Raw genomic sequence first — 19103 nt, 5'->3', positions numbered from 1 at the left:
TAACTTATCGCGCATCTTCATGCGCCTGACCTTGCCTAACATGTCCATGGTGATCATCTCCTTGTCCTGCCTAATAGTTAAGCAGGTGATTGAACACCCTGGTCAATTTTGAATCGGCACTACCCTCAATAAATGGTCAGTTTTCGGTCGGCGTCAACACCTTATTACTTGGCTGTATTGCTAAGGATGACTGGTTGTACTCCATTTAACGAGAGTGTCAATAGTCAAAATGACAGCGATTTGCTGCTTTGCTCATAAGCTAAAGTCAAAAAGGTTTAGCTTTTAAAAACCCCAAGATAGCCTTCGCCACTTTAGAGGGCGCTTCGCGCTGGGGAAAGTGCCCCACACTTGGCAACAACTGGCGCTGGTATGGCCCGCTGAAAAACTTCTCGCGGTTGGCAGAAGTGGCAGGCAAACTCACCCCATCGGCTTCGCCGTGCAACATCAAGGTTGGCACATTCAACACGGGTGCAGGGTGCAACAGCGCTTCATCGGCGGCGTAGTAAGGGTCGCTAGACGCATGTCCCCAGCGATGCTGGTAGGAGTGCAAAGTCACCTCGGCCCAGTCGGGGTTATTGAACGCCAAAGCGGTTTGCTCAAATTCATTGGGCAAATACCAACCCTTGGGTGCCCATGTGTCCCACATTCGTTGCGAGAACGCTTTGGCATTGGCGCGTACATAGCGCTCGCCGCGAGCCGTGGCCATGAACCAGTGGTACCAGTAAAGCTGGGTTTGTTCCATGCTCAAGTCTTGCGTGGGGTCGTTGGTGCCGTACCCCACGGACATCATCACCATATGACTGGCAATGCCGGGCTGTAAACCGCAGGCATTGGCTACCGCCCTCGCCCCCCAGTCGTGGCCGACCAACACAGGTTTTGTCAGCCCCATGGCCTGCACAAATTCCACCATGTCTCGCCCAAGGCTAGAGAGTTGCCCCGTGCGTGGTGTGTCTTGGCGTAAAAACGTGGTGGGTAAAAAACCGCGCAAAGCTGGCGCAATGACGCGGTAGCCCGCTTGCACCAAATGCGGCACGACTTCATGCCAACAGCGTGGACTGTCGGGCCAGCCATGGGCCAGCACGATGGTGTGGCCCCCCTCAGGGTTCCATTCTTTGTAGCCTATGCGCAGCAACGCGGTTTCTATGAATTGCATGTGACGCATGTTACTCAAGGCTTGCGCTGACAGCGACAGTCTGTGCCACACTGGTGACATGGAAACCGAATCTTCGCAGGACTGGATTGGCGCTATAGCAACGGCAGCCGAGTTGCGTCGCCAGCAAGCTTTGCGTGAACCTTTTCATGCATTAGTGCCCCCGTTTGCCATCCCTACATTGGGACAAGCCTATGCCAGCCAAGAGGCCTTTGTGCAACAACTTGCAGCGCAGAGAAATTCACAGGTGGGAGGCTACAAAATTGCCATCACCACCCCAGCCATGCAGGCCTTTGTGGGCTTTGACGATGCCATTTCGGGCTGCGTGCTGGCTGACACTGTGTTTGCCAATGGCCACCGCGTTCAAGCGACTGATTACCAGCATTTGATTGTTGAGTTTGAGTTGGCCTTGCAATTTGGCCAAGACCTGCCAGAGCGAGAAGACGATTGGGACAGGCACAGCATCTTGCCCTATCTAGACTGCGCTTACCCCTCGCTTGAAATCGCCGATGACCGCTTTGCCAACTATGCATTGCTAAAAAAAGGCTTTTTCAGCTTGGTGGCCGAGAACGCCTGGAACCATGGGGTGGTGTTGGGAACGCCGATTGCAGCCAAAGACTTTGACACGCTGTGGCAAACCCAAGCCAGTGCCTTTATCAATGACCAAGCCATCGGCAAAGGTCATTGCAGCGATGTGATGGGGCACCCGCTGATTGCCATGGCATGGATAGCCAACCATTTGCGTACGCGCGGTCGTCGCTTCAAAGCGGGCGACTGGGTCACCACCGGCAGTTGGGTGGCTTCGCAATTTCCTCTGACGGGTCAAACACTTCGCTTTGCAATGCCAGGATTGGCTGAAGTTACTTTGATGGTTTGTTAAGAACACCGTCTTGTCGAAAGAAGGGGCCTCTTGTACAAGCAATTTGCTGAAAGCTTTTCATGACGGTGCCAAACTCCACCGCCACAAACACACTGGACTGGGTTCTGGTGAGCAAACGAGCACCGCTTTGCATTTGTCCCTCGTAACCGTAAATCTGCAAATACCTGACTTTGTTTTTATCGCAATCAAACTCCAAATGGGTGGTAGCCGACAAAAGCTGGTTGGCGGTGGGGCTGCTGTAGTTGGTCAACATCCACACCAAGGCATTTCGGCCTTTGAGTTGAATCGTGTTGCGGTCAATCATGACGGTATGCCCATCAATATGCCCCATATAGGTCCAAGCGGCATTGGACACACCCTGTGCTAGCCCCAGGCCTATGCAAAACACCATGCGCAGCAAGCGGGGCACAGCAGATCTAGGAGGAAAGTGCTTCAGTGGGAAGCCACTGGCAAAGCAGGGGCTTTGGCGAAATCAGCTGGCACCTCTCCCGTCAAGCTTTCCAAAAAGCTCACGATGTCGGCCACTTGAGTGTCGCTGAGTTGTTTGCCCAGTTGTAACTGCGCCATGATGCGAACCGCTTGCGACAAGGTAGCGGCTGTGCCATCGTGAAAATAAGGAGGTGTCATCGCCACGTTACGCAACTGCGGCACTTTAAACATGAAGGCATCTGCCTCGTTTTTGGTGTCTTGAAAGCGGCCTTTGTCGTAGCCTTTGAAAGCTTCTTTTTCGGTGCTGCCCGTGACCAACCAATAGTCTTGGGTGATACCAAATTTTTGAAAACTTTGACCGCCCACGGTGACACCGTTGTGGCATCCGGCGCAACCGGTATCGATGAAGGTTTTCAAGCCTTGCTTGGCTTGGGCGCTCAGGGCTTGGCTGTCGCCTTTCAAGTAACGGTCAAACGGTGCGGGTGTCAAAAGTGTGCGCTCGAAGGCACCAATGGCTTTGCCCCAGTTTTCAGCACTCAAAGGTTTGGCTTCTCCCGCAAAGGCTTTGTCAAACCAAGGTTGGTAGCCCAAGTTCGCTAACTTTTTCTCGGCTTGCTCAAAATTGGCATTGCCATAGGCCACGGGACTGGTCAGCGCCTTGACGGCTTGCTCTTCCACGCTGGCACGGTTGCCGCCGTAGTGCTGCGCCACCAGCAAGGAAGTGTTGAACACCGTGGGTGCGTTGCGGGGCAGCACCTTGCCGTGGATCCCCATGGACAATGGCAGACTGTCACCGCCATGGTAAGCAGGGTTGTGGCAACTCACACAGCCTTGGCGGCCATCGCTAGAAACACGGGTTTCGTAAAACAGCGCTTTACCAAGTGCCACACGCTCTGGCGTCAGCGCAGTGTTTTCCAAGGCTGAACTGTCTGGCAAAGGCTTGAAAAGAGCCCGAGCTTTGTCGAGCAAAGCTTGGTCCTCGCTTGCAGCACCTGCAGAGAAAGTTGCCAACAATGCCATGCTGCACAGCGAGGCTGCCGTCACCGAAGAAATCAACCATGTCCATTTACGCATGACTACCCTTTAAGAAAAAAATCAAAATAAACCAACGATATTGCCTTGAGCATCGACATCGATGGCATGGGCAGAGGGTACCTTGGGCAGACCTGGCATGGTCATCACATCACCACACACCATGACAATGAACTCCGCACCTGCGGCCAAACGCACTTCGCGGATGTTCATGGTGTGGCCAGACGGCGCGCCCAAGAGCTTGGGATCGGTGGAAAAAGAGTACTGGGTTTTGGCAATGCAAATCGGGTAATGGCCATAGCCTTGTTCTTGCAATTTGTCGATTTGCCCACGAATTTTGGCGTCGGCTGAAATGCCTTGGGCGCCGTAAATTTTTTGCGCGACTGTTTGCGCCTTGTCCCACAATGTGGCGGTTTCAGGGTAGACAAACTGAAACTGGTTGGGTTGCTCGCACAAAGCCACCACGGCATTCGCCAACTCGACCGCACCCGCACCACCCTCGGCCCAGTGCTTGGCCACCACCACTTGGGCGCCATAGGCCGCGCAGGCTTTTTCAAGCAAGCTGATTTCGGCAGGCGTATCTTCGGTACGGTGGTTGATCGCCACCACACAAGGCAGGCCGTAATGGTTTTTGATATTGCCCAAATGACGCTCGAGGTTGACCATGCCTTTTGTCAACGCGTCAAGGTTTTCGCTTCCCAATTCTTTGACCGCCACGCCACCGTGGTACTTCAAGGCCCGCACGGTTGCCACCAACACCACCGCCGAAGGTTTCAAATCGGCTTTACGGCATTTGATGTCAATGAATTTTTCGGCGCCCAAGTCAGCGCCAAAACCGGCTTCGGTCACCACATAGTCGGCCAATTTCATGGCTGTGCTGGTGGCGATCACCGAGTTGCAGCCGTGGGCGATGTTGGCAAAAGGGCCGCCGTGAATGAAAGCCAAGTTGTTTTCCAAGGTCTGCGCGATATTGGGCGCCAAGGCATCTTTGAGCAAAGCGGCCATGGCACCATGCGCTTGCAAGTCGCTGGCCAACACGGGCGAACCCTCGGTGTTGTAAGCCACGACGATACGACCCAAGCGGGTCTTTAAGTCAGACAAACTGGTCGCCAAACAAAAAATCGCCATCACCTCAGAGGCCACCACAATGTCAAAACCGTCTTCGCGCGGCACGCTATTGGCGGTGCCTCCCAAGCCCACCACCATTTGACGCAAAGCACGGTCGTTCATGTCCATCACCCGCTTCCACACAATACGGCGGGTGTCGATCTTGAGAGTGTTGCCGTGGTGGATATGGTTGTCGAGCATGGCCGACAACAGGTTGTGCGCCAAGGCAATTGCACCAAAGTCGCCGGTGAAGTGAAGGTTGATGTCCTCCATAGGCACCACTTGCGCCATGCCCCCGCCAGTGGCCCCGCCCTTCATGCCAAACACGGGGCCGAGCGAAGGTTCGCGCAAGCAAATAAGGCTCTTCTTGCCGATCTTGCACAAGGCGTCGCCCAAGCCCACGGTGGTGGTGGTCTTGCCCTCACCCGCTGGTGTGGGAGAAATAGCGGTAACCAAAATCAGTTTGCTGCCCTTTTTGTCTGGCAAACTGGCGATGTGCTTCAAAGACAGCTTGGCTTTGTGGTGACCATAGGCATACAAATGGTCGTCGGCAATGTTCATATGCTGCTTGACCAACGCGGGAATTCGATGGAGCTTGGCGGCTTGGGCGATTTCAATGTCACTTCGCATGGCTAATTTCTCAAAAAAAAAGATTTTCCAAGTTTACAAGCACCGCTTTGACTTAGCGCAAAATAATTGGGGTCAGACCCCGATTTAATCGGGGCATCTGACAGCATTGAAGATGGGGACATGAATGAAAAAATACCTGCTGCTTTCGACTTTATTGCTAGTCCCTATGGCCTATGCCCAATCGCGGCTGGATGTCGCATTTGCTTGGAACATCAGCCACCGCTGCTCACCGGTGTCGCCTGAAATTCGCCTCAAAGACATCCCCGCTGGCACCACCACTTTGCGGATCAAAATGATCGATTTAGACCAAAAAGACGATGACCATGGCGGCGGCGACATCAGCCAAAGCGAGCCTTTTGGCAGCAGCTTCACCATTGCCTCTGGCGCATTGAAAGCTTACAAAGGCCCCTGCCCTGAAAACTTCACCACCTTGGGACATGAATACCAGTTCAGCGTGACTGCCTTAGGCGCTGAAGACAAGCCTTTGGCTATAGGCAGTGCGAAAGCAGCGTTTTCTGCGAAATTTGTGATTTTGCAAGGTCTGTTAAAAAGCCCTTGAGCCTTGAATATCGCCTAGCAAGCCGCTGTAGAGGTCATTAAATTCGAAGGCGCTTAGCGTGGGCATTGCCTGTGTAATCGGCATGCTTTGCACAATTCGGTGCTTAGGCCAAGGTAGCACATTAAGCCAGCGTTTGTTCACTGCGAATTTAAGGCACACCCGCAAACTTAAAGTCACTTGTTGGATATTGGCTTGTGAGAGACCTTTTTCCTCAAGCTGACTCGTCAAATGGCGAATCCGCATGGCAGTGATGTCGTAGAGTTGTATCTCACCCAACAAGGGTAATAAGTGGTCCTTAAGGTGCGCTTCTCGGCGAGTCAAAACTGCTTGACTTAAACGCGCTGATTCATGCGCCATGTACAGCTGTGCAAGCGCTTTGAAATTATCTGGCTCGCTCAGCTGTTTAGGCAATGATCATCTCCCGCAGGCTTTCGACCCGCAACATGACGAGTGCGATGTCCGGTTTGGCCATCCCCGCCGCTGTCAACACATCTTTGAGCACATCGGCAACCTCGTCGAAGTGCATTCCACTGATATGGAACTTGGCATGTGCAGTGTACATATCCCTACCGGTGTAGAACTCTGCGGGTTTACCCATAACAAAGGCCACATATTTCACGGTGTGTTGGGCTAAGTGCTCCATGTCGATGCCGTCAAAATAGGCCGCCAAATGATGACGCGCCATGATTTCATGGTGAAACCCTTTGACCAGTTTGGCAATGGTTGGAATGCCGCCGTATTTGTCAAACAAGGTCTCGAACTCTGGGGGCTTGGGCTTCGCAGGTGCAGGCACAGGCTCTACGGCCCCAGCCTCTGGGGTACTGGTTTTTTTGCCAAAAGCCGAGCCTTGGCTGTCGTGGAAATCACGCGAACCGCATTTAGAACATTTCAATGGCTTAGCTTCTTCCGAAGCTACCCCGCACTTGCTGCAAACTTTGATGGTCATATATGCACTACCGTTGAGAAAATTGGCAATATATTACGACAAAAATTACAAATTTATTGATTTATTGGGTTGTTTTGAAGTAAATCTGTTTCGGCGTGAAATTTGCTTATCCCTTGGTGGTGTCAATATTTCGTTGACTTTAACCGTCACCCGAAGGTGGCAAAGGGGATAAACATGCTGAGATCAACCATTTTCATAGTCACTTCGACCCTCTTAAGCCCTCTTGCCTTCGCCGAACATTGGCGCTACTGTGCGGCCAACGCTCCTGAATCTACACCCTGCAAAGCCTATGTGGCGTCTGCTTTGTCTGGCAATCTCCCCCTTTCTGACAGCAATGAGGTTCCTCGCTACGCCTCTGCCACACCTGTTTCTTTGACGGTCAACCCCGCCCAGTCTGGCGAGGTGCCCAGTTTTGGCTACACCCCCGCCAGTGCTTTACAGCCCTTTCTTCAAATGACCGCTTCTATCTTGGTGAGATAAACCCTATGAACACCCATGTCCATTCCGCTCCCGTTGGCGTACAAAGTTTTCACATCAACCCATGGACCCTTTGGCTGATGCTTCAAGTGGCCTTCATCGTGGCCATCACCATGGTCACGCTGTGGACAATGCCAAATAATGTGCAAAGCGAGCGAGAACGTTTGGACATTGAACACACCATAGAAGAGCGCAGCCTGTGGCAGCAACTCAATGCGCGTCAATGCAATTTGGCAGATGAAAGTGTGCAAGCTTTGCAGCAACAACTCAGCGCCTACAACCTGAATGGACGCAGTCGCGTTCAAGCCGATATCGATCAACTCAAACTCAAACTCAATGAAGCTCAGGCCATGGTCGACTACGCTGTGCTGCAGGGTTACCCCAACGGCATGATCGTGCGCGAAGAAATCACCAAAGTGAATTTGTACAAAAAGAAAATCGCCGACTTGCGCTGGGAAGACCAGTCGTTCAGCTACGACTTGATCGCTGACCCCGATATGCGCAAATACGCGGTGCAATGTGCCAGCAATGACGGCTTACTCTCGCAAGCCCGCTCGGCGCTTGACGACGCCAATATGCAACACACGCAAACCCAGCGCCAACGCACCGTCATCTATTTGTTGGCCTGCCTGAGCTATATCCTGTTGGCGATGGGCAGTTTGTTTTTTCAGCATCGGCGTCTGCGAAATTCTTGACCGCCTAGGGCTATTGCTGATTGCTAAACCTAAGCACTGAAAGATAACATTGCCCCTAATTCATGGGGACTATAGTGAAGTACTTGCCATTTGTTCGCCGCCATCCAAAGCTGTTATCTGCCCTTTTTATGGCTGGGCTCATGAGCATCCAGCCATTTGTTTACGCACACTCAGGAGCTCAGCCTGATGAAAAAGAAAGCAAAGTGGATTGCCGATCGGTGTTTAACTTCACCTTTCCCAAAATCATCGAATTCATGTCAGAAATCGATTGCAACCAATTTATTTCCAGCAATAGTGACTGGATTTGGCGCTACCCTAACAGCTACTTTGACCGGCCCTTCATTTCGGCCTTCTCGCCCCTGACCCGCAAGGCAGAACCGGGTATGCGATTTTTCAGGCGTATTGCAGCTTATGAAGTTCAAGGGCAAGATATCCAAGACGCCTATGACAATATCTTCACCAAGGTTAAGAATTTCCCTGACAAGCAGTTACCTAAGCGCTTGATCCGCATGGACACGGTCAACGATATCAAAGATGAAACCCATATTTGGTTTGGTTTCTCCAGCGATGACAAAGGCTGGGCTGTGGTCTGTGCGCCTGAATGTGCGCCTGAATATCTTTTCATCATAGAGAAAAGATAAAAAAAAGCACCTTCCTTTCGGAAGGTGCTTGCCTGACTTGAGTTAAATCAATTTCAATACAAAACGATGGGGTTGCCAGGCGAGCCTGTTGCACCAATGATCTTCAAAGGGGCCCAAATGAAGGCACCTTCTTTAACACCAACGTTGAGCAGGCTCTCGGTGTCCACGTTTTCCAAATTCCAGATGCCGCGTCGAGTTTGCATATCGCTGTGGCAGGGAACGGCATAGCCCATTTCTTCATTGCCAGGTTGCGCATCGTTGGCAGAGGTGTCGCCCATGGTCAGTGCAATATCGCGACTGGCCAAATACCTACAAGCACTCATGCCAAAGCCAGGCTCACCTTCAGCAAAAATCGCACGTGCTGCAGCGCGTTGCTCAGAGTTCATATTTTTGTATCTAGAAGCACCCCATGTATTGCCTTGGCCAGTGTGCAAAGCGACGCAGTCGCCAGGGCCAATTTCTTGGAGGCCTTGCGCTTTGACGATGGCTTGCACATCATCGCCCGTAATAATGCCGATGTCGCCAGGTTGCTTGGGAACAGGCAGCATTTCAGCAGCAGCGGACAGCTTGCCCTGAGATTTACGGTAGGCCACCGCATCCAAGACCACGAGTCGGCAAACAAAACCAAACTCTGCAATGTGCTCGACGCCATGAGGACCCATGCCAACCACCTGATCGCCAGCGCCACGCTCATAAGCGTCCCAGCTGATGATGCCGTTGTAGCCCATAGGACCCTTGGAAGTGTTCACGTAGATGTGACCAGGGCCATCAAACTGGGTTTGAATTTGACCAATTTGGGTTACCACTAATTCATCATGGTAGACCAAGGCATTTTTTCCGAACGGGCCACCGGTAGGTGTTCCTGGGATATACATATTCCATTTGCGAGGACCAAAACCAGGCGCTTCTGAGTGGTAGTGTTTACCAATAGTGACCGATTTGTTTTGTTTGATGGTGCTTAAAGCACGGGCAATATTGGCCGAATTTTTGGTGTGGTTGGCACTTCCAATGCGGTCATCTGCACCCCATTTGGAGGGCGCCCATGTCAGAGCCGCATCATCGATAGGCCCTTTCAATGCGTGGTGCTGGGTTCCTTCTTGCGCAAAGGCAAGTCCCATGATCATCGAAGCAGATACTGAAAGCAAAAACTTTAACTTCATACCGTTCTCCTTTAAGTAATTGAACACCCCATGGGTTCAATTAAGAGAATAAGGAATAATTCACAAAATGAACAGTAATAAATCTATGTTTTATTTAGGGGTATTCCATTAAAGACTTAGAAGTTCAGGGTGCGCTTGTCCACCGCCAAAGCCGCCTCTTTGGTGGCCTCGCTCAAGCTGGGGTGGGCATGGCAAATGCGGGCGATGTCTTCGGCGCTGGCCTTGAACTCCATGGCCACCACGGCCTCGGAAATCAACTCTGACACCTGCGGCCCCACCATGTGCACACCCAAAATCTCGTCCGTTTTGGCGTCTGCCAAGAACTTCACCATGCCCGTGGTGTCGCCCAAAGCCCGAGCGCGACCATTGGCCAAAAATGGGAAAGTGCCCGCTTTGTAAGCCACACCATCGGCTTTGAGTTGCTGCTCAGTGCGGCCCACCCAAGCGATCTCGGGGCTGGTGTAAATCACCCAAGGGATGGTATTGAAGTTCACATGACCGTGTTGACCGGCAATGCGCTCAGCCACAGCAACGCCCTCTTCTTCGGCTTTGTGTGCCAGCATGGGGCCTCGCACCACATCGCCCACTGCCCAGACACCTGGCAGATTGGTTTTGCAGTAGCCATCGACAACGATTGCGCCGCGTTCGTCAAGCGCCAAGCCCACCGCATCTGGTTGCAAGCCGGTGGTATTGGGTACACGGCCAATGCTGACGATGAGCTTGTCGGCGTCCAACTTCACGGCTTCACCTTTGGCATTGTTGTAATTGACCGTCACGCCTTTTTTGGCATTGACGATCTCGCCCACTTTCACGCCAAGCTCTATCTTCAAGCCTTGTTTGTCGAACGCCTTCTTGGCTTCTTTGGCAATCTGTTCATCCACTGCGCCGAGGAAGGTGGGTAGACCTTCCAAGATGGTGACCTCTGACCCGAGGCGACGCCACACCGAGCCCATCTCCAAGCCAATCACGCCTGAGCCGATGAGTGCCAGTTTCTTGGGCACTGCGCCCAAACGCAATGCGCCGTCGTTGGACAAGACATTGACCTCGTCAAACGGTGTGCCGGGCAAGGCACGGGCGCTCGATCCTGTGGCGATGATGATGTGTTTGGCCGTGAGGGACTCTTGGGCCTTGCCAGACACTTTGATTTCATAACCCGCATCGGACTTGCTGGCAAACGCACCACGGCCATGGAAGAAGGTGACCTTGTTTTTTTTGAACAAGAACAAGATGCCGTCGTTGTTTTGCTTGACCACCGTGTCTTTGCGCTTGAGCATTTGCGTCACGTCCATTGTCACGCCGGTGGCGCTGATGCCATGCTCGGCAAAGTGATGGTTGGCGTGGTCAAAATGCTCAGACGACTGCAGCAAGGCTTTGGAAGGGATACAGCCCACGTTGGTACAAGTGCCGCCAGGGGCTGGGCCACCAGCGGCGTTTTGCCACTCGTCAATGCAAGCGACTTGAAAGCCCAACTGGGCTGCGCGGATGGCGGCGATATAGCCGCCAGGGCCCGCACCAATGACGATGACGTCGAATTGTTTGCTCATGGTGATTCCAATCAGATGTCAAACAACAATCGAGCAGGGTCTTCCAACGCCTCCTTCATCGCCACCAGACCTAAGACAGCTTCGCGGCCGTCAATGATGCGGTGGTCGTAGGACATAGCGAAGTAGTTCATGGGACGCACCACCACTTGGCCGTTCTCCACCATGGCGCGGTCTTTGGTGGCGTGCACGCCCAAAATAGCCGACTGGGGCGGGTTGATGATGGGCGTTGACATCATGGAGCCGAAGGTACCGCCGTTGCTGATGGAGAAGGTGCCACCGGTCATCTCTTCGATGCCCAGTTTGCCGTCACGGGCTTTGACGCCGTACTCGGCAATCTTTTTCTCGATGTCGGCAAAGCTCATTTGGTCGGCGTTGCGCAAAATCGGCACCACCAAACCGCGTGGTGAACCCACGGCAATACCAATATCGAAATAACCGTGGTAGACGATGTCGTTGCCATCAACCGAGGCATTTAGTACAGGGAATTTCTTCAAAGCGTGAACTGCAGCCTTCACGAAGAAACTCATGAAGCCCAACTTCACGCCATGCTCTTTCTCGAAACGCTCTTGCATGCGTTTACGCATCTCCATGACGGGCGCCATATTGATTTCGTTGAAAGTGGTGAGAATGGCGTTGGTCGCTTGCGATTGCAGCAAACGCTCGGCCACACGAGCCCGCAAGCGGGTCATGGGTACTCGTTGCTCGGGGCGTTCGCCCAAGTCAACGGCAGGTCCAGCAACTTGCGGCAAGGCTTTGGTGGGCAAACCGGTGGGAATAACAGCAACAGCTGACAACACATCACCTTTGGTGACGCGCCCATCTTTGCCAGTTCCAGCCACAGAACCCGAAGCGAGGTTGTTGTCGGCCATCAGCTTGGCAGCCGCAGGCATGGCAACGCCTGCATGACTGGCATTGGTGGGCACTGAAGCGGCGACAGGCGCAGCAGTTGGCGCAACAGCGGCGGGTTTGGCAGCCACAGTAGCAGCCGTGGCTGTGGCGGTGGTGTCGATGCGAGCAATGAGTTGCTCGGCCATGACGGTAGCGCCGTCGGCTGCGATGATTTCCACCAATACACCCGCCGAGGGTGCGGGAACTTCGAGCACGACTTTGTCGGTTTCGACGTCGATCAATATTTCGTCGACGGCAACAGCTTGGCCGACTTTTTTCTTCCATTGCAACAAGGTGGCTTCAGCCACGGATTCTGAGAGTTGCGGTACTTTGACTTCGATGATGGCCATGATGTGTTTTTCCTACTTAGTCAATATAAAACCCTTGAGGCGTCCGAACGCACCGTCAACCAACGCTTTTTGCTGGTCTTGGTGCAGATGCGAATAGCCCACTGCGGGTGAAGCCGAGGCAGCGCGACCGCTGTAGCCCAGCTTTTGGCCAGTAGCCATGTTCTCGAACAGGTAGTGCTGCACAAAAAACCAAGCGCCTTGGTTTTGCGGCTCGTCCTGACACCACACCACTTCGGTGGCGTTGGGGTATTTTTTCAACTCTGCAGCAAAGACTTTGTGCGGGAAGGGATAGAGCTGTTCCAAGCGCAGCAAGACGGTGTCGTCGTGGCCGTTGTCTTCGCGCTTCTTGGCTAAGTCGTAATAGACCTTGCCAGAGCACACCACGATGCGCTTGACCTTGTCGGCCTTGATCTCTTTGACTTCAGGAATGATGGTTTGAAAACCACCTTTGGTGAACTCAGACACAGGCGATGTGGCGTCCTTGTGACGCAGCAGCGACTTGGGCGTGAAGATGATCAGCGGTTTTCTCAGGTTACGCACCATTTGGCGACGCAACACGTGGAAGATTTGGCTGGCCGTGGTGGGCTGCACGATTTGCATATTGGTGTCCGCCGCCAACTGCATGAAACGCTCTACCCGCGCCGAGCTGTGCTCGGGGCCTTGGCCTTCGTAGCCATGGGGCAGCATGAGCGTGATGCCATTGACACGGCCCCACTTCACTTCGCCCGAGGCGATGAACTGGTCGATCACCACCTGTGCGCCATTGGCAAAGTCGCCAAACTGCGCTTCCCAAATCACCAAGGTGTTGGGGTCGTTGGAGGCATAGCCATACTCAAAACCCAGCACCGCTTCCTCCGACAAGATGGAGTCGATGACGTTGAAAGGCGACTGGTTGTCAGCGGCATTTTGCAAAGGGATGTACGTACCCGTGTCCCACTTCTCGCGGTTTTGGTCGTGAATGACCGCGTGGCGGTGGGTGAAGGTGCCGCGTCCGCAGTCCTCGCCTGACAAACGCACTGGAAATCCGCTGGCCACCAAGGAGGCAAAAGCCATGTGCTCGCCCATGCCCCAGTCCACCGGCAAGTCACCGCGCCCCATAGCGGCGCGGTCGTCGTACACCTTTTTCACCAAGGAATGTGGTGTCACAGAAGATGGAATGGTGCTGATGCGCTCGGCCAAGCGTTTCCATTCGGTCATGGGAATGGCGGTGTCAGCCGCATCCGTCCATTTCTTGCCCAAGAAATGCGACCAGTCCACTGTGAACTTGGTTTTGAAATTACTGAGCACAGGGTCCGAGGTGTTTTTGCCTGCGTCCAGAGCAGCGCGGTAGGCCTTGACCATTTCGTCGCCCAAGCCCTCGCCCATGCCTTGGGACGCCAAACGCTCTGCGTACAGCTTGCGCGTGCCGGGGTGGGCTGCGATTTTTTTATACATCAAGGGCTGTGTCAGGCTAGGCGTGTCTGGCTCGTTGTGGCCCAGCTTTCGGAAACAGGTGATGTCCACCACCACGTCTTGGCGAAATTCCATGCGGTATTCCAACGCTAACTGCGTGGCCAACACCACCGCCTCAGGGTCGTCGCCGTTCACGTGCAGCACGGGCGCTTCGACCATTTTGACAATATCGGTGCAAAACACCGAGGAGCGCATATCGCGGGGGTCGGAAGTGGTGAAACCAATTTGGTTGTTGATGATGATGTGCACCGTGCCACCAGTGGAATAACCACGGGTTTGCGCCAGCGCCAAGGTTTCTTGGTTCACGCCTTGGCCGCCGAAGGCGGCGTCGCCATGCACAAGTACCGGCAGCACTTGGCTGCCCTTGGGATCATCGCGGCGGTCCATGCGCGAACGTACCGAGCCTTCCACCACAGGGTTGACAATTTCCAAGTGCGAGGGATTGAAAGCCAAGCTCAAGTGAACCGGGCCGCCAGGGGTGGACACGTCGGAGCTAAAGCCTTGGTGGTATTTCACGTCACCGGCGGGCAATTCCTCTGGGGCGGTATGATCAAACTCGGCGAACATATCGGCGGGCAGTTTGCCCATGGTATTGACCAGCACATTCAAGCGGCCACGGTGGGCCATGCCAATCACCACCTCTTGAACGCCCTTGATGCCTGCCATGTGGATCAACTCGTCCATGGCGGCGATGAAGCTTTCACCTCCCTCCAACGAGAAGCGCTTTTGACCCACGTATTTGGTGTGCAAATAGCGCTCTAGGCCTTCGGCAGCGGTGAGGCGGTCGAGGATGTGTTTTTTCTTCTCGGCGCTGAAAGTCGGTTTGCTGCGAATGCTCTCCAACTTTTGCTGCCACCAACGCTTTTGCGTCATGTCGGTGGTGTACATGTACTCCGCACCCAAAGTGCCGCAGTAGGTTTCACGCAGGGCATTGACCAATTCACGCAAGCTCATGCGGTCTTTGCCGAAGAAGGTGTTGCTGGTGTCGAACACGGTTTCTTGGTCGGCGTCGCCAAAACCATAGAACGAGGGTTCAAGTTCAGGAATATTGGGGCGCTCGGTGCGCTGCAAGGGGTCGAGGTTGGCCCAGCGTTGGCCCACGTTGCGATAAGCCGCGATTAACTGCTGCGCGGCGGTGCGTTTGCGCCCCATCTCGGCGTCGGCGCTGGCCATGACCACACGGGTACCACCTTGTTTGGCACGCTCGGCAAAGGCATTGACCACAGGCAAATGGGGGACGTCTTTGGCATTGCTGCCGTCGACCGCGGGAACGTGTTGAAGCGCATCGAAATACTGGCGCCAGCTGTCGGGGACGCTGCCAGGGTTGGCGAGGTAGTTTTCGTACATCTCTTCGACATAAGGAGCGTTGCCCCCAAAGAGATAAGTGTTGCCCGCATAGGCTTGATAGACGGACGAACCCGTCTGCGATGAATCGCTCATGGCGCTGACCTCCGTTTCCCTGCAGGAAACATTAGCTTGGTTGAAGAACCCTCCACGACACGGCTGAACCGGCTAGTGGATGCGACCCAAGAGGCTGCCCCTTAGGTATGTACGGTCATTGTGCCATCGATAACTGACAGTTTCACGACAAGTGCGAAATATGTCGGTTTAATCCATCAAGCCAGCTGCTCTTTGATTTGTTGCAAAGGTGTCGGATCGTCAATCGTGGTCAGGTCACCGGGGTCGCGCTTCTCGCACACCGCTTGAATGGCTCGGCGCAGCAACTTACCGCTGCGGGTCTTGGGCAACAAACTCAGGAACAGTACCCTTGAGGGTCTTGCAACAGCGCCCAGCTGGCTGTCCACCAATTTCATGATCTCGCCTTCCAACTTCAAGCGCCCTGCTGCGTCGCTCAAGGCAGAGGTGTCTTTGGCCACTACAAAAGCCATGGCCACCTGCCCTTTGAGCTGATCTGCCACACCCACTACCGCGACCTCGGCCACATTCGGGTGGCTGGAGATGCTTTCTTCAATCTCACGGGTGCCCAAGCGGTGTCCCGCCACATTGATGACATCGTCGGTGCGCCCCAAGATGAAGTAGTAGCCGTCTTCGTCGCGCACACCCCAGTCGAAGGTGGAGTACATCAGCTTGCCCGGAATGCTTTGCCAATAGGTTTTGACAAAACGCTGATCGTCGCCCCACAGGGTTTGCAAACAACCCGGCGGCAAGGGCCCCTCGATGACCACCACGCCTTTTTGGTTGGCACCGTGCAAGGGTTCACCGGTGTTTTCATCGACCAGCTTGACATCAAAACCATACATGGGGATGCCAGGGCTACCGTATTTGCTTGGCATTTTTTGCACACCGTTGGCCACAGTGAGGATGGGCCAGCCGGTTTCGGTTTGCCAGTAGTTGTCGATGATGGGTTTTTTCAAGCCGTCGGCAATCCATTGCGCGGTGGGTTCATCCAGCGGTTCACCAGCCAAATACAGGGCTTTGAGGCTGGAGATGTCGTATTTGCTTAACAACGCGGGGTCTTGCTTCTTTAAAACCCGCACCGCTGTTGGGGCGCTGAACATGTGGGTGACTTTGTATTTTTCGACCAACTGCCACCAAATACCGCCATCGGGGCGTGTGGGCAAGCCCTCGTACATGAGGGTGGCCATACCGGCCAAGAGCGGGCCGTAAATGATGTAACTGTGGCCCACCACCCAACCGATGTCGCTGGTCGAGAAATACACCTGCCCTGCTTGGCCTTCGAAAATATGCTGCATGCTGGCCGCCAAAGCCACGGCATAACCGCCTGTATCGCGCTGCACGCCCTTGGGCTTGCCGGTGGTGCCTGAGGTGTACAGGGTATAGCTGATGTGGTTGCTGTCCACCCAGACACAGGGCACTTGAGCGTTCAGGTGGGTTTGGCGCAAAGCGGCGTAACCGTGGTCACGGCCGTCTACATGGGTGAAGGGACTCAAGCCTCGGTCAACCATCAAGACCGACGCAGGTTTGTGCTGGCTGAGTTGAATGGCCTCGTCCAGCAAGGGTTTGTAAGGTACCACCTTGCCACCGCGCGAACCCGCGTCAGCGCTGATGACGAGCTTGGGCGTGGCGTCTTCAATGCGGGTGGCCAAGGAATGCGCTGCAAACCCGCCAAACACCACCGAGTGGATGGCACCTATGCGCACACAGGCCAACATGGCAAACGCCGCCTCGGCGATCATCGGCATGTAAATCAACACACGGTCGCCTTTGCCAACACCAAGACTTTGCAAAATGGCGGCCATGCGCTGCACCTCGGTGTGCAACTGGGCAAAGCTGTAAGTGACTTCTGTATCGGTTTCAGTAGACACGTAGATCAGCGCGGGTTTGTCACCATGCTGGGCCAAATGGCGGTCCACCGCGTTGTGGCACAAATTGGTTTGACCACCTTGGTACCAGTCAGCGAATGGAGGACGGCTGTAGTCGCAAATCTGGGTTGGCGGCACATGCCAATCGATCAATTGGGCTTGCTCACCCCAAAAACCCTCTCGGTCGTCCAAAGACCGGCGGTAAAACGCTTGGTAGGTATTCATCTAGTCTCCCTTGTATGGGTTCTTCTTATTTGATCAAGGCTTGCATCTCTTTAAAGTGCGGGTGTTCTGCGGTACGAAGCCACTCGAACAACACCATCTCGGTAGTCACCAACTCCACACCGGCACCTGCCAAGCGGTCGAAAGCCGCGTCGCGGTTGCGCTCGGTGCGAGAACTGCAGGCGTCAGTGACCACCCAAACTTCAAACTCGTCTTCAAGCAAGTCCAAAGCAGTTTGCAACAAACACACATGGGCTTCCACCCCAGCCAGCACCACACTGGCGCGTTCAGGCGCAGGAGCGGTGGGCTTTTGCAAATGCTTGGGCAAGCTACGGGCGTTGCCTTGGGCGGGTTTGGCCACAGGCGACGGGCGCAGCAGTTCCAGCAAACCTTCTTCGCAAGCACTGAACTGCAATTTAGCCAGCGTTTGCGTACACATTGCTTTCATTGCGGGGGGCAAACTGCCCAATTTCGAGGGGTTTTGCTCGGTTCCCCACAAAGGTACGCCCAACAGGTGGGCAGCTTGCGCCAGCCGCATGGCGTTGTCTAAACAAGCTTGCCCCTCGAACAGGGCAGGCATGAGGCGCTCTTGGTAATCGATCAACACCAGTTGGCTGTCATCTGCGTCCATCAACATGGCTTAAATCCTCACCACCACACGACCGCGCACCTGACCCGCCATCAGCGCATGGGCTTTGTCAGCGGCGTGGTCCAAATCGACCTCTTCAACCATGCTCTCGAGCTTGGCGATGTCCAAATCTCTTGCCAAACGCTCCCAAGCTTGCTGGCGCAGCGCCAGCGGCGCCATGACGGAATCCACGCCGATCAAACGAACGCCGCGCAAGATGAAGGGCATGACGGTGGTGGGCAAGTCCATGCCCTGCGCCAAGCCACATGCTGCTACTGCACCGCCGTAGCGGGTTTGCGCCAGCGCATTGGCCAAGGTGTGCGAGCCCACAGCGTCGACCACGCCAGCCCAGCGTTCTTTTTGGAAGGGCTTACCAGCAGCAGAGAGTTCGGCGCGGTCGAGCAGGCTGCTCGCACCCAAGCTTTTCAAATAGGCCTCCTCGCTGGTTTTGCCGGTAGCCGCCACGACTTGGTAACCCAATTGAGCGAGCAAGGCAATCGCCACACTGCCCACGCCGCCAGTGGCACCGGTCACCAAGACCTCGCCACTGCCGGGCTTGACACCCTGCTGCTCCAATGCCATGACGCACAACATGGCGGTGTAACCCGCCGTGCCAATCGCCATGGCTTGGCGAGGCGTGAAAGCTGTGGGGAGTTTGACCAGCCAATCGCCCTTGAGACGGGCTTGTTCGGCCAGGCAGCCCCAATGGGTTTCGCCCACGCCCCAACCATTGTGAACAAAACTGTCGCCGGCCTTCCACTTCGGGTGGCTAGAGGCGATGACAGTGCCAGCACCATCGATGCCAGCCACCATAGGCCAGTTGCGCACCACTGGGCTTTTGTTCGTGATGGCCAAGCCGTCTTTGTAATTCAAGGTGGAATAGGCCACGCGCACATGCACATCGGCCTCGGGCAAGCGGCTTTCGTCCACAGACTGGACAGAGGCTTGGAAATTGGGTTCTTTTTCTAGTAGCAGTGCGCGAAACATGGTTTTCCTTAAAGGGTTTAAGTCGTGAATTGGCCCATTGTC

18 protein-coding genes are annotated in these 19103 nt (G+C 54.5%); 5 read left to right on the top strand and 13 right to left on the bottom strand.

The annotated features are described in order from the left end of the window. Nucleotides 1-265 precede the first annotated feature (265 nt). A complete protein-coding gene (locus tag AC9UEO_RS09365; RefSeq protein WP_509532440.1) occupies nt 266-1162 on the bottom strand; it encodes an alpha/beta fold hydrolase in 897 nt (298 codons plus the stop codon). Between the two features lie 49 nt (nt 1163-1211). On the opposite strand from AC9UEO_RS09365, the gene AC9UEO_RS09360 reads away from it, so the two are divergent. Next, a complete protein-coding gene (locus AC9UEO_RS09360) occupies nt 1212-2030 on the top strand; it encodes a 2-keto-4-pentenoate hydratase (protein ID WP_509532434.1) in 819 nt (272 codons plus the stop codon). Here AC9UEO_RS09360 and AC9UEO_RS09355 read toward each other — a convergent pair. Genes AC9UEO_RS09355 through AC9UEO_RS09345 form a run of 3 tightly spaced genes read right to left on the bottom strand, consistent with a single transcriptional unit; the run spans nt 2011 to nt 5228 of the window. After that, nucleotides 2011-2439 carry a surface-adhesin E family protein gene (locus AC9UEO_RS09355; RefSeq protein ID WP_509532433.1) on the bottom strand — a complete coding sequence of 143 codons (429 nt, stop codon included), beginning with the start codon at nt 2437-2439 and terminating at the stop codon, nt 2011-2013. The two genes, AC9UEO_RS09360 and AC9UEO_RS09355, sit on opposite strands and share 20 nt — an antisense overlap. A 23-nt stretch (nt 2440-2462) precedes the next feature. Continuing rightward, the gene (locus tag AC9UEO_RS09350) at nt 2463-3533 is read right to left on the bottom strand and encodes a cytochrome-c peroxidase (RefSeq protein WP_509532431.1); all 1071 of its coding nucleotides are present in this window, start codon (nt 3531-3533) and stop codon (nt 2463-2465) included. Between the two features lie 21 nt (nt 3534-3554). After that, a complete protein-coding gene (locus tag AC9UEO_RS09345; RefSeq protein WP_509532430.1) occupies nt 3555-5228 on the bottom strand; it encodes a formate--tetrahydrofolate ligase in 1674 nt (557 codons plus the stop codon). A 166-nt stretch (nt 5229-5394) separates the two neighbouring features. On the opposite strand from AC9UEO_RS09345, the gene AC9UEO_RS09340 reads away from it, so the two are divergent. Then, the gene (locus AC9UEO_RS09340; RefSeq protein WP_509532428.1) at nt 5395-5787 is read left to right on the top strand and encodes a YbhB/YbcL family Raf kinase inhibitor-like protein; all 393 of its coding nucleotides are present in this window, start codon (nt 5395-5397) and stop codon (nt 5785-5787) included. Here the strand turns inward: AC9UEO_RS09340 and AC9UEO_RS09335 are convergent. Both AC9UEO_RS09335 and AC9UEO_RS09330 read right to left on the bottom strand, forming a co-directional pair. Continuing rightward, on the bottom strand, nt 5773-6198 hold the full coding sequence (locus AC9UEO_RS09335; protein WP_509532426.1) for a tyrosine-type recombinase/integrase: 426 nt from the start codon (nt 6196-6198) through the stop codon (nt 5773-5775). The genes AC9UEO_RS09340 and AC9UEO_RS09335 overlap by 15 nt on opposite strands. Continuing rightward, the gene (locus tag AC9UEO_RS09330; RefSeq protein ID WP_509532425.1) at nt 6191-6733 is read right to left on the bottom strand and encodes a group I truncated hemoglobin; all 543 of its coding nucleotides are present in this window, start codon (nt 6731-6733) and stop codon (nt 6191-6193) included. The genes AC9UEO_RS09335 and AC9UEO_RS09330 overlap by 8 nt, the downstream gene beginning before the upstream one ends. A 174-nt stretch (nt 6734-6907) precedes the next feature. Between AC9UEO_RS09330 and AC9UEO_RS09325 the strand changes: the two genes are divergently transcribed. The 3 genes from AC9UEO_RS09325 (at nt 6908) to AC9UEO_RS09315 (ending at nt 8546) form a co-directional block, all read left to right on the top strand. Next, a complete protein-coding gene (locus tag AC9UEO_RS09325) occupies nt 6908-7213 on the top strand; it encodes a hypothetical protein (RefSeq protein ID WP_509532423.1) in 306 nt (101 codons plus the stop codon). A gap of 5 nt (nt 7214-7218) precedes the next feature. Next, complete coding sequence (locus AC9UEO_RS09320) at nt 7219-7905, top strand: hypothetical protein (RefSeq protein WP_509532421.1); 687 nt, start codon at nt 7219-7221, stop codon at nt 7903-7905. A gap of 140 nt (nt 7906-8045) precedes the next feature. Further along, entirely contained in the window at nt 8046-8546 is a 501-nt protein-coding gene (locus tag AC9UEO_RS09315) for a hypothetical protein (protein WP_509532419.1), read from the top strand. A gap of 53 nt (nt 8547-8599) precedes the next feature. Here the strand turns inward: AC9UEO_RS09315 and AC9UEO_RS09310 are convergent, their stop codons facing one another. The 7 genes from AC9UEO_RS09310 to acuI form a co-directional block, all read right to left on the bottom strand. Then, entirely contained in the window at nt 8600-9706 is a 1107-nt protein-coding gene (locus tag AC9UEO_RS09310; protein WP_509532417.1) for a cyclase family protein, read from the bottom strand. A 116-nt stretch (nt 9707-9822) separates the two neighbouring features. After that, entirely contained in the window at nt 9823-11250 is a 1428-nt protein-coding gene (gene lpdA / locus AC9UEO_RS09305; RefSeq protein ID WP_509532415.1) for a dihydrolipoyl dehydrogenase, read from the bottom strand. Nucleotides 11251-11261: 11 nt separating this feature from the next. Beyond that, nucleotides 11262-12488 carry a 2-oxoglutarate dehydrogenase complex dihydrolipoyllysine-residue succinyltransferase gene (odhB, locus tag AC9UEO_RS09300; RefSeq protein ID WP_509532413.1) on the bottom strand — a complete coding sequence of 409 codons (1227 nt, stop codon included), beginning with the start codon at nt 12486-12488 and terminating at the stop codon, nt 11262-11264. Nucleotides 12489-12500: 12 nt separating this feature from the next. Next, on the bottom strand, nt 12501-15380 hold the full coding sequence (locus tag AC9UEO_RS09295; protein ID WP_509532412.1) for a 2-oxoglutarate dehydrogenase E1 component: 2880 nt from the start codon (nt 15378-15380) through the stop codon (nt 12501-12503). Nucleotides 15381-15556: 176 nt separating this feature from the next. Continuing rightward, entirely contained in the window at nt 15557-17449 is a 1893-nt protein-coding gene (locus AC9UEO_RS09290; protein ID WP_509532410.1) for a propionate--CoA ligase, read from the bottom strand. Between the two features lie 25 nt (nt 17450-17474). Continuing rightward, on the bottom strand, nt 17475-18083 hold the full coding sequence (locus AC9UEO_RS09285) for an isochorismatase family protein (protein ID WP_509532408.1): 609 nt from the start codon (nt 18081-18083) through the stop codon (nt 17475-17477). A gap of 3 nt (nt 18084-18086) precedes the next feature. After that, a complete protein-coding gene (gene acuI / locus AC9UEO_RS09280) occupies nt 18087-19061 on the bottom strand; it encodes an acrylyl-CoA reductase (NADPH) (RefSeq protein ID WP_509532406.1) in 975 nt (324 codons plus the stop codon). Nucleotides 19062-19103: the final 42 nt, after the last annotated feature.

Source organism: Limnohabitans sp. (assembly GCF_040401495.1).
GTDB lineage: Bacteria > Pseudomonadota > Gammaproteobacteria > Burkholderiales > Burkholderiaceae_C > Limnohabitans.
The sequence above is the reverse complement of the archived record's forward strand: the minus strand, read 5'-3'. Positions and strand labels throughout refer to the sequence as shown.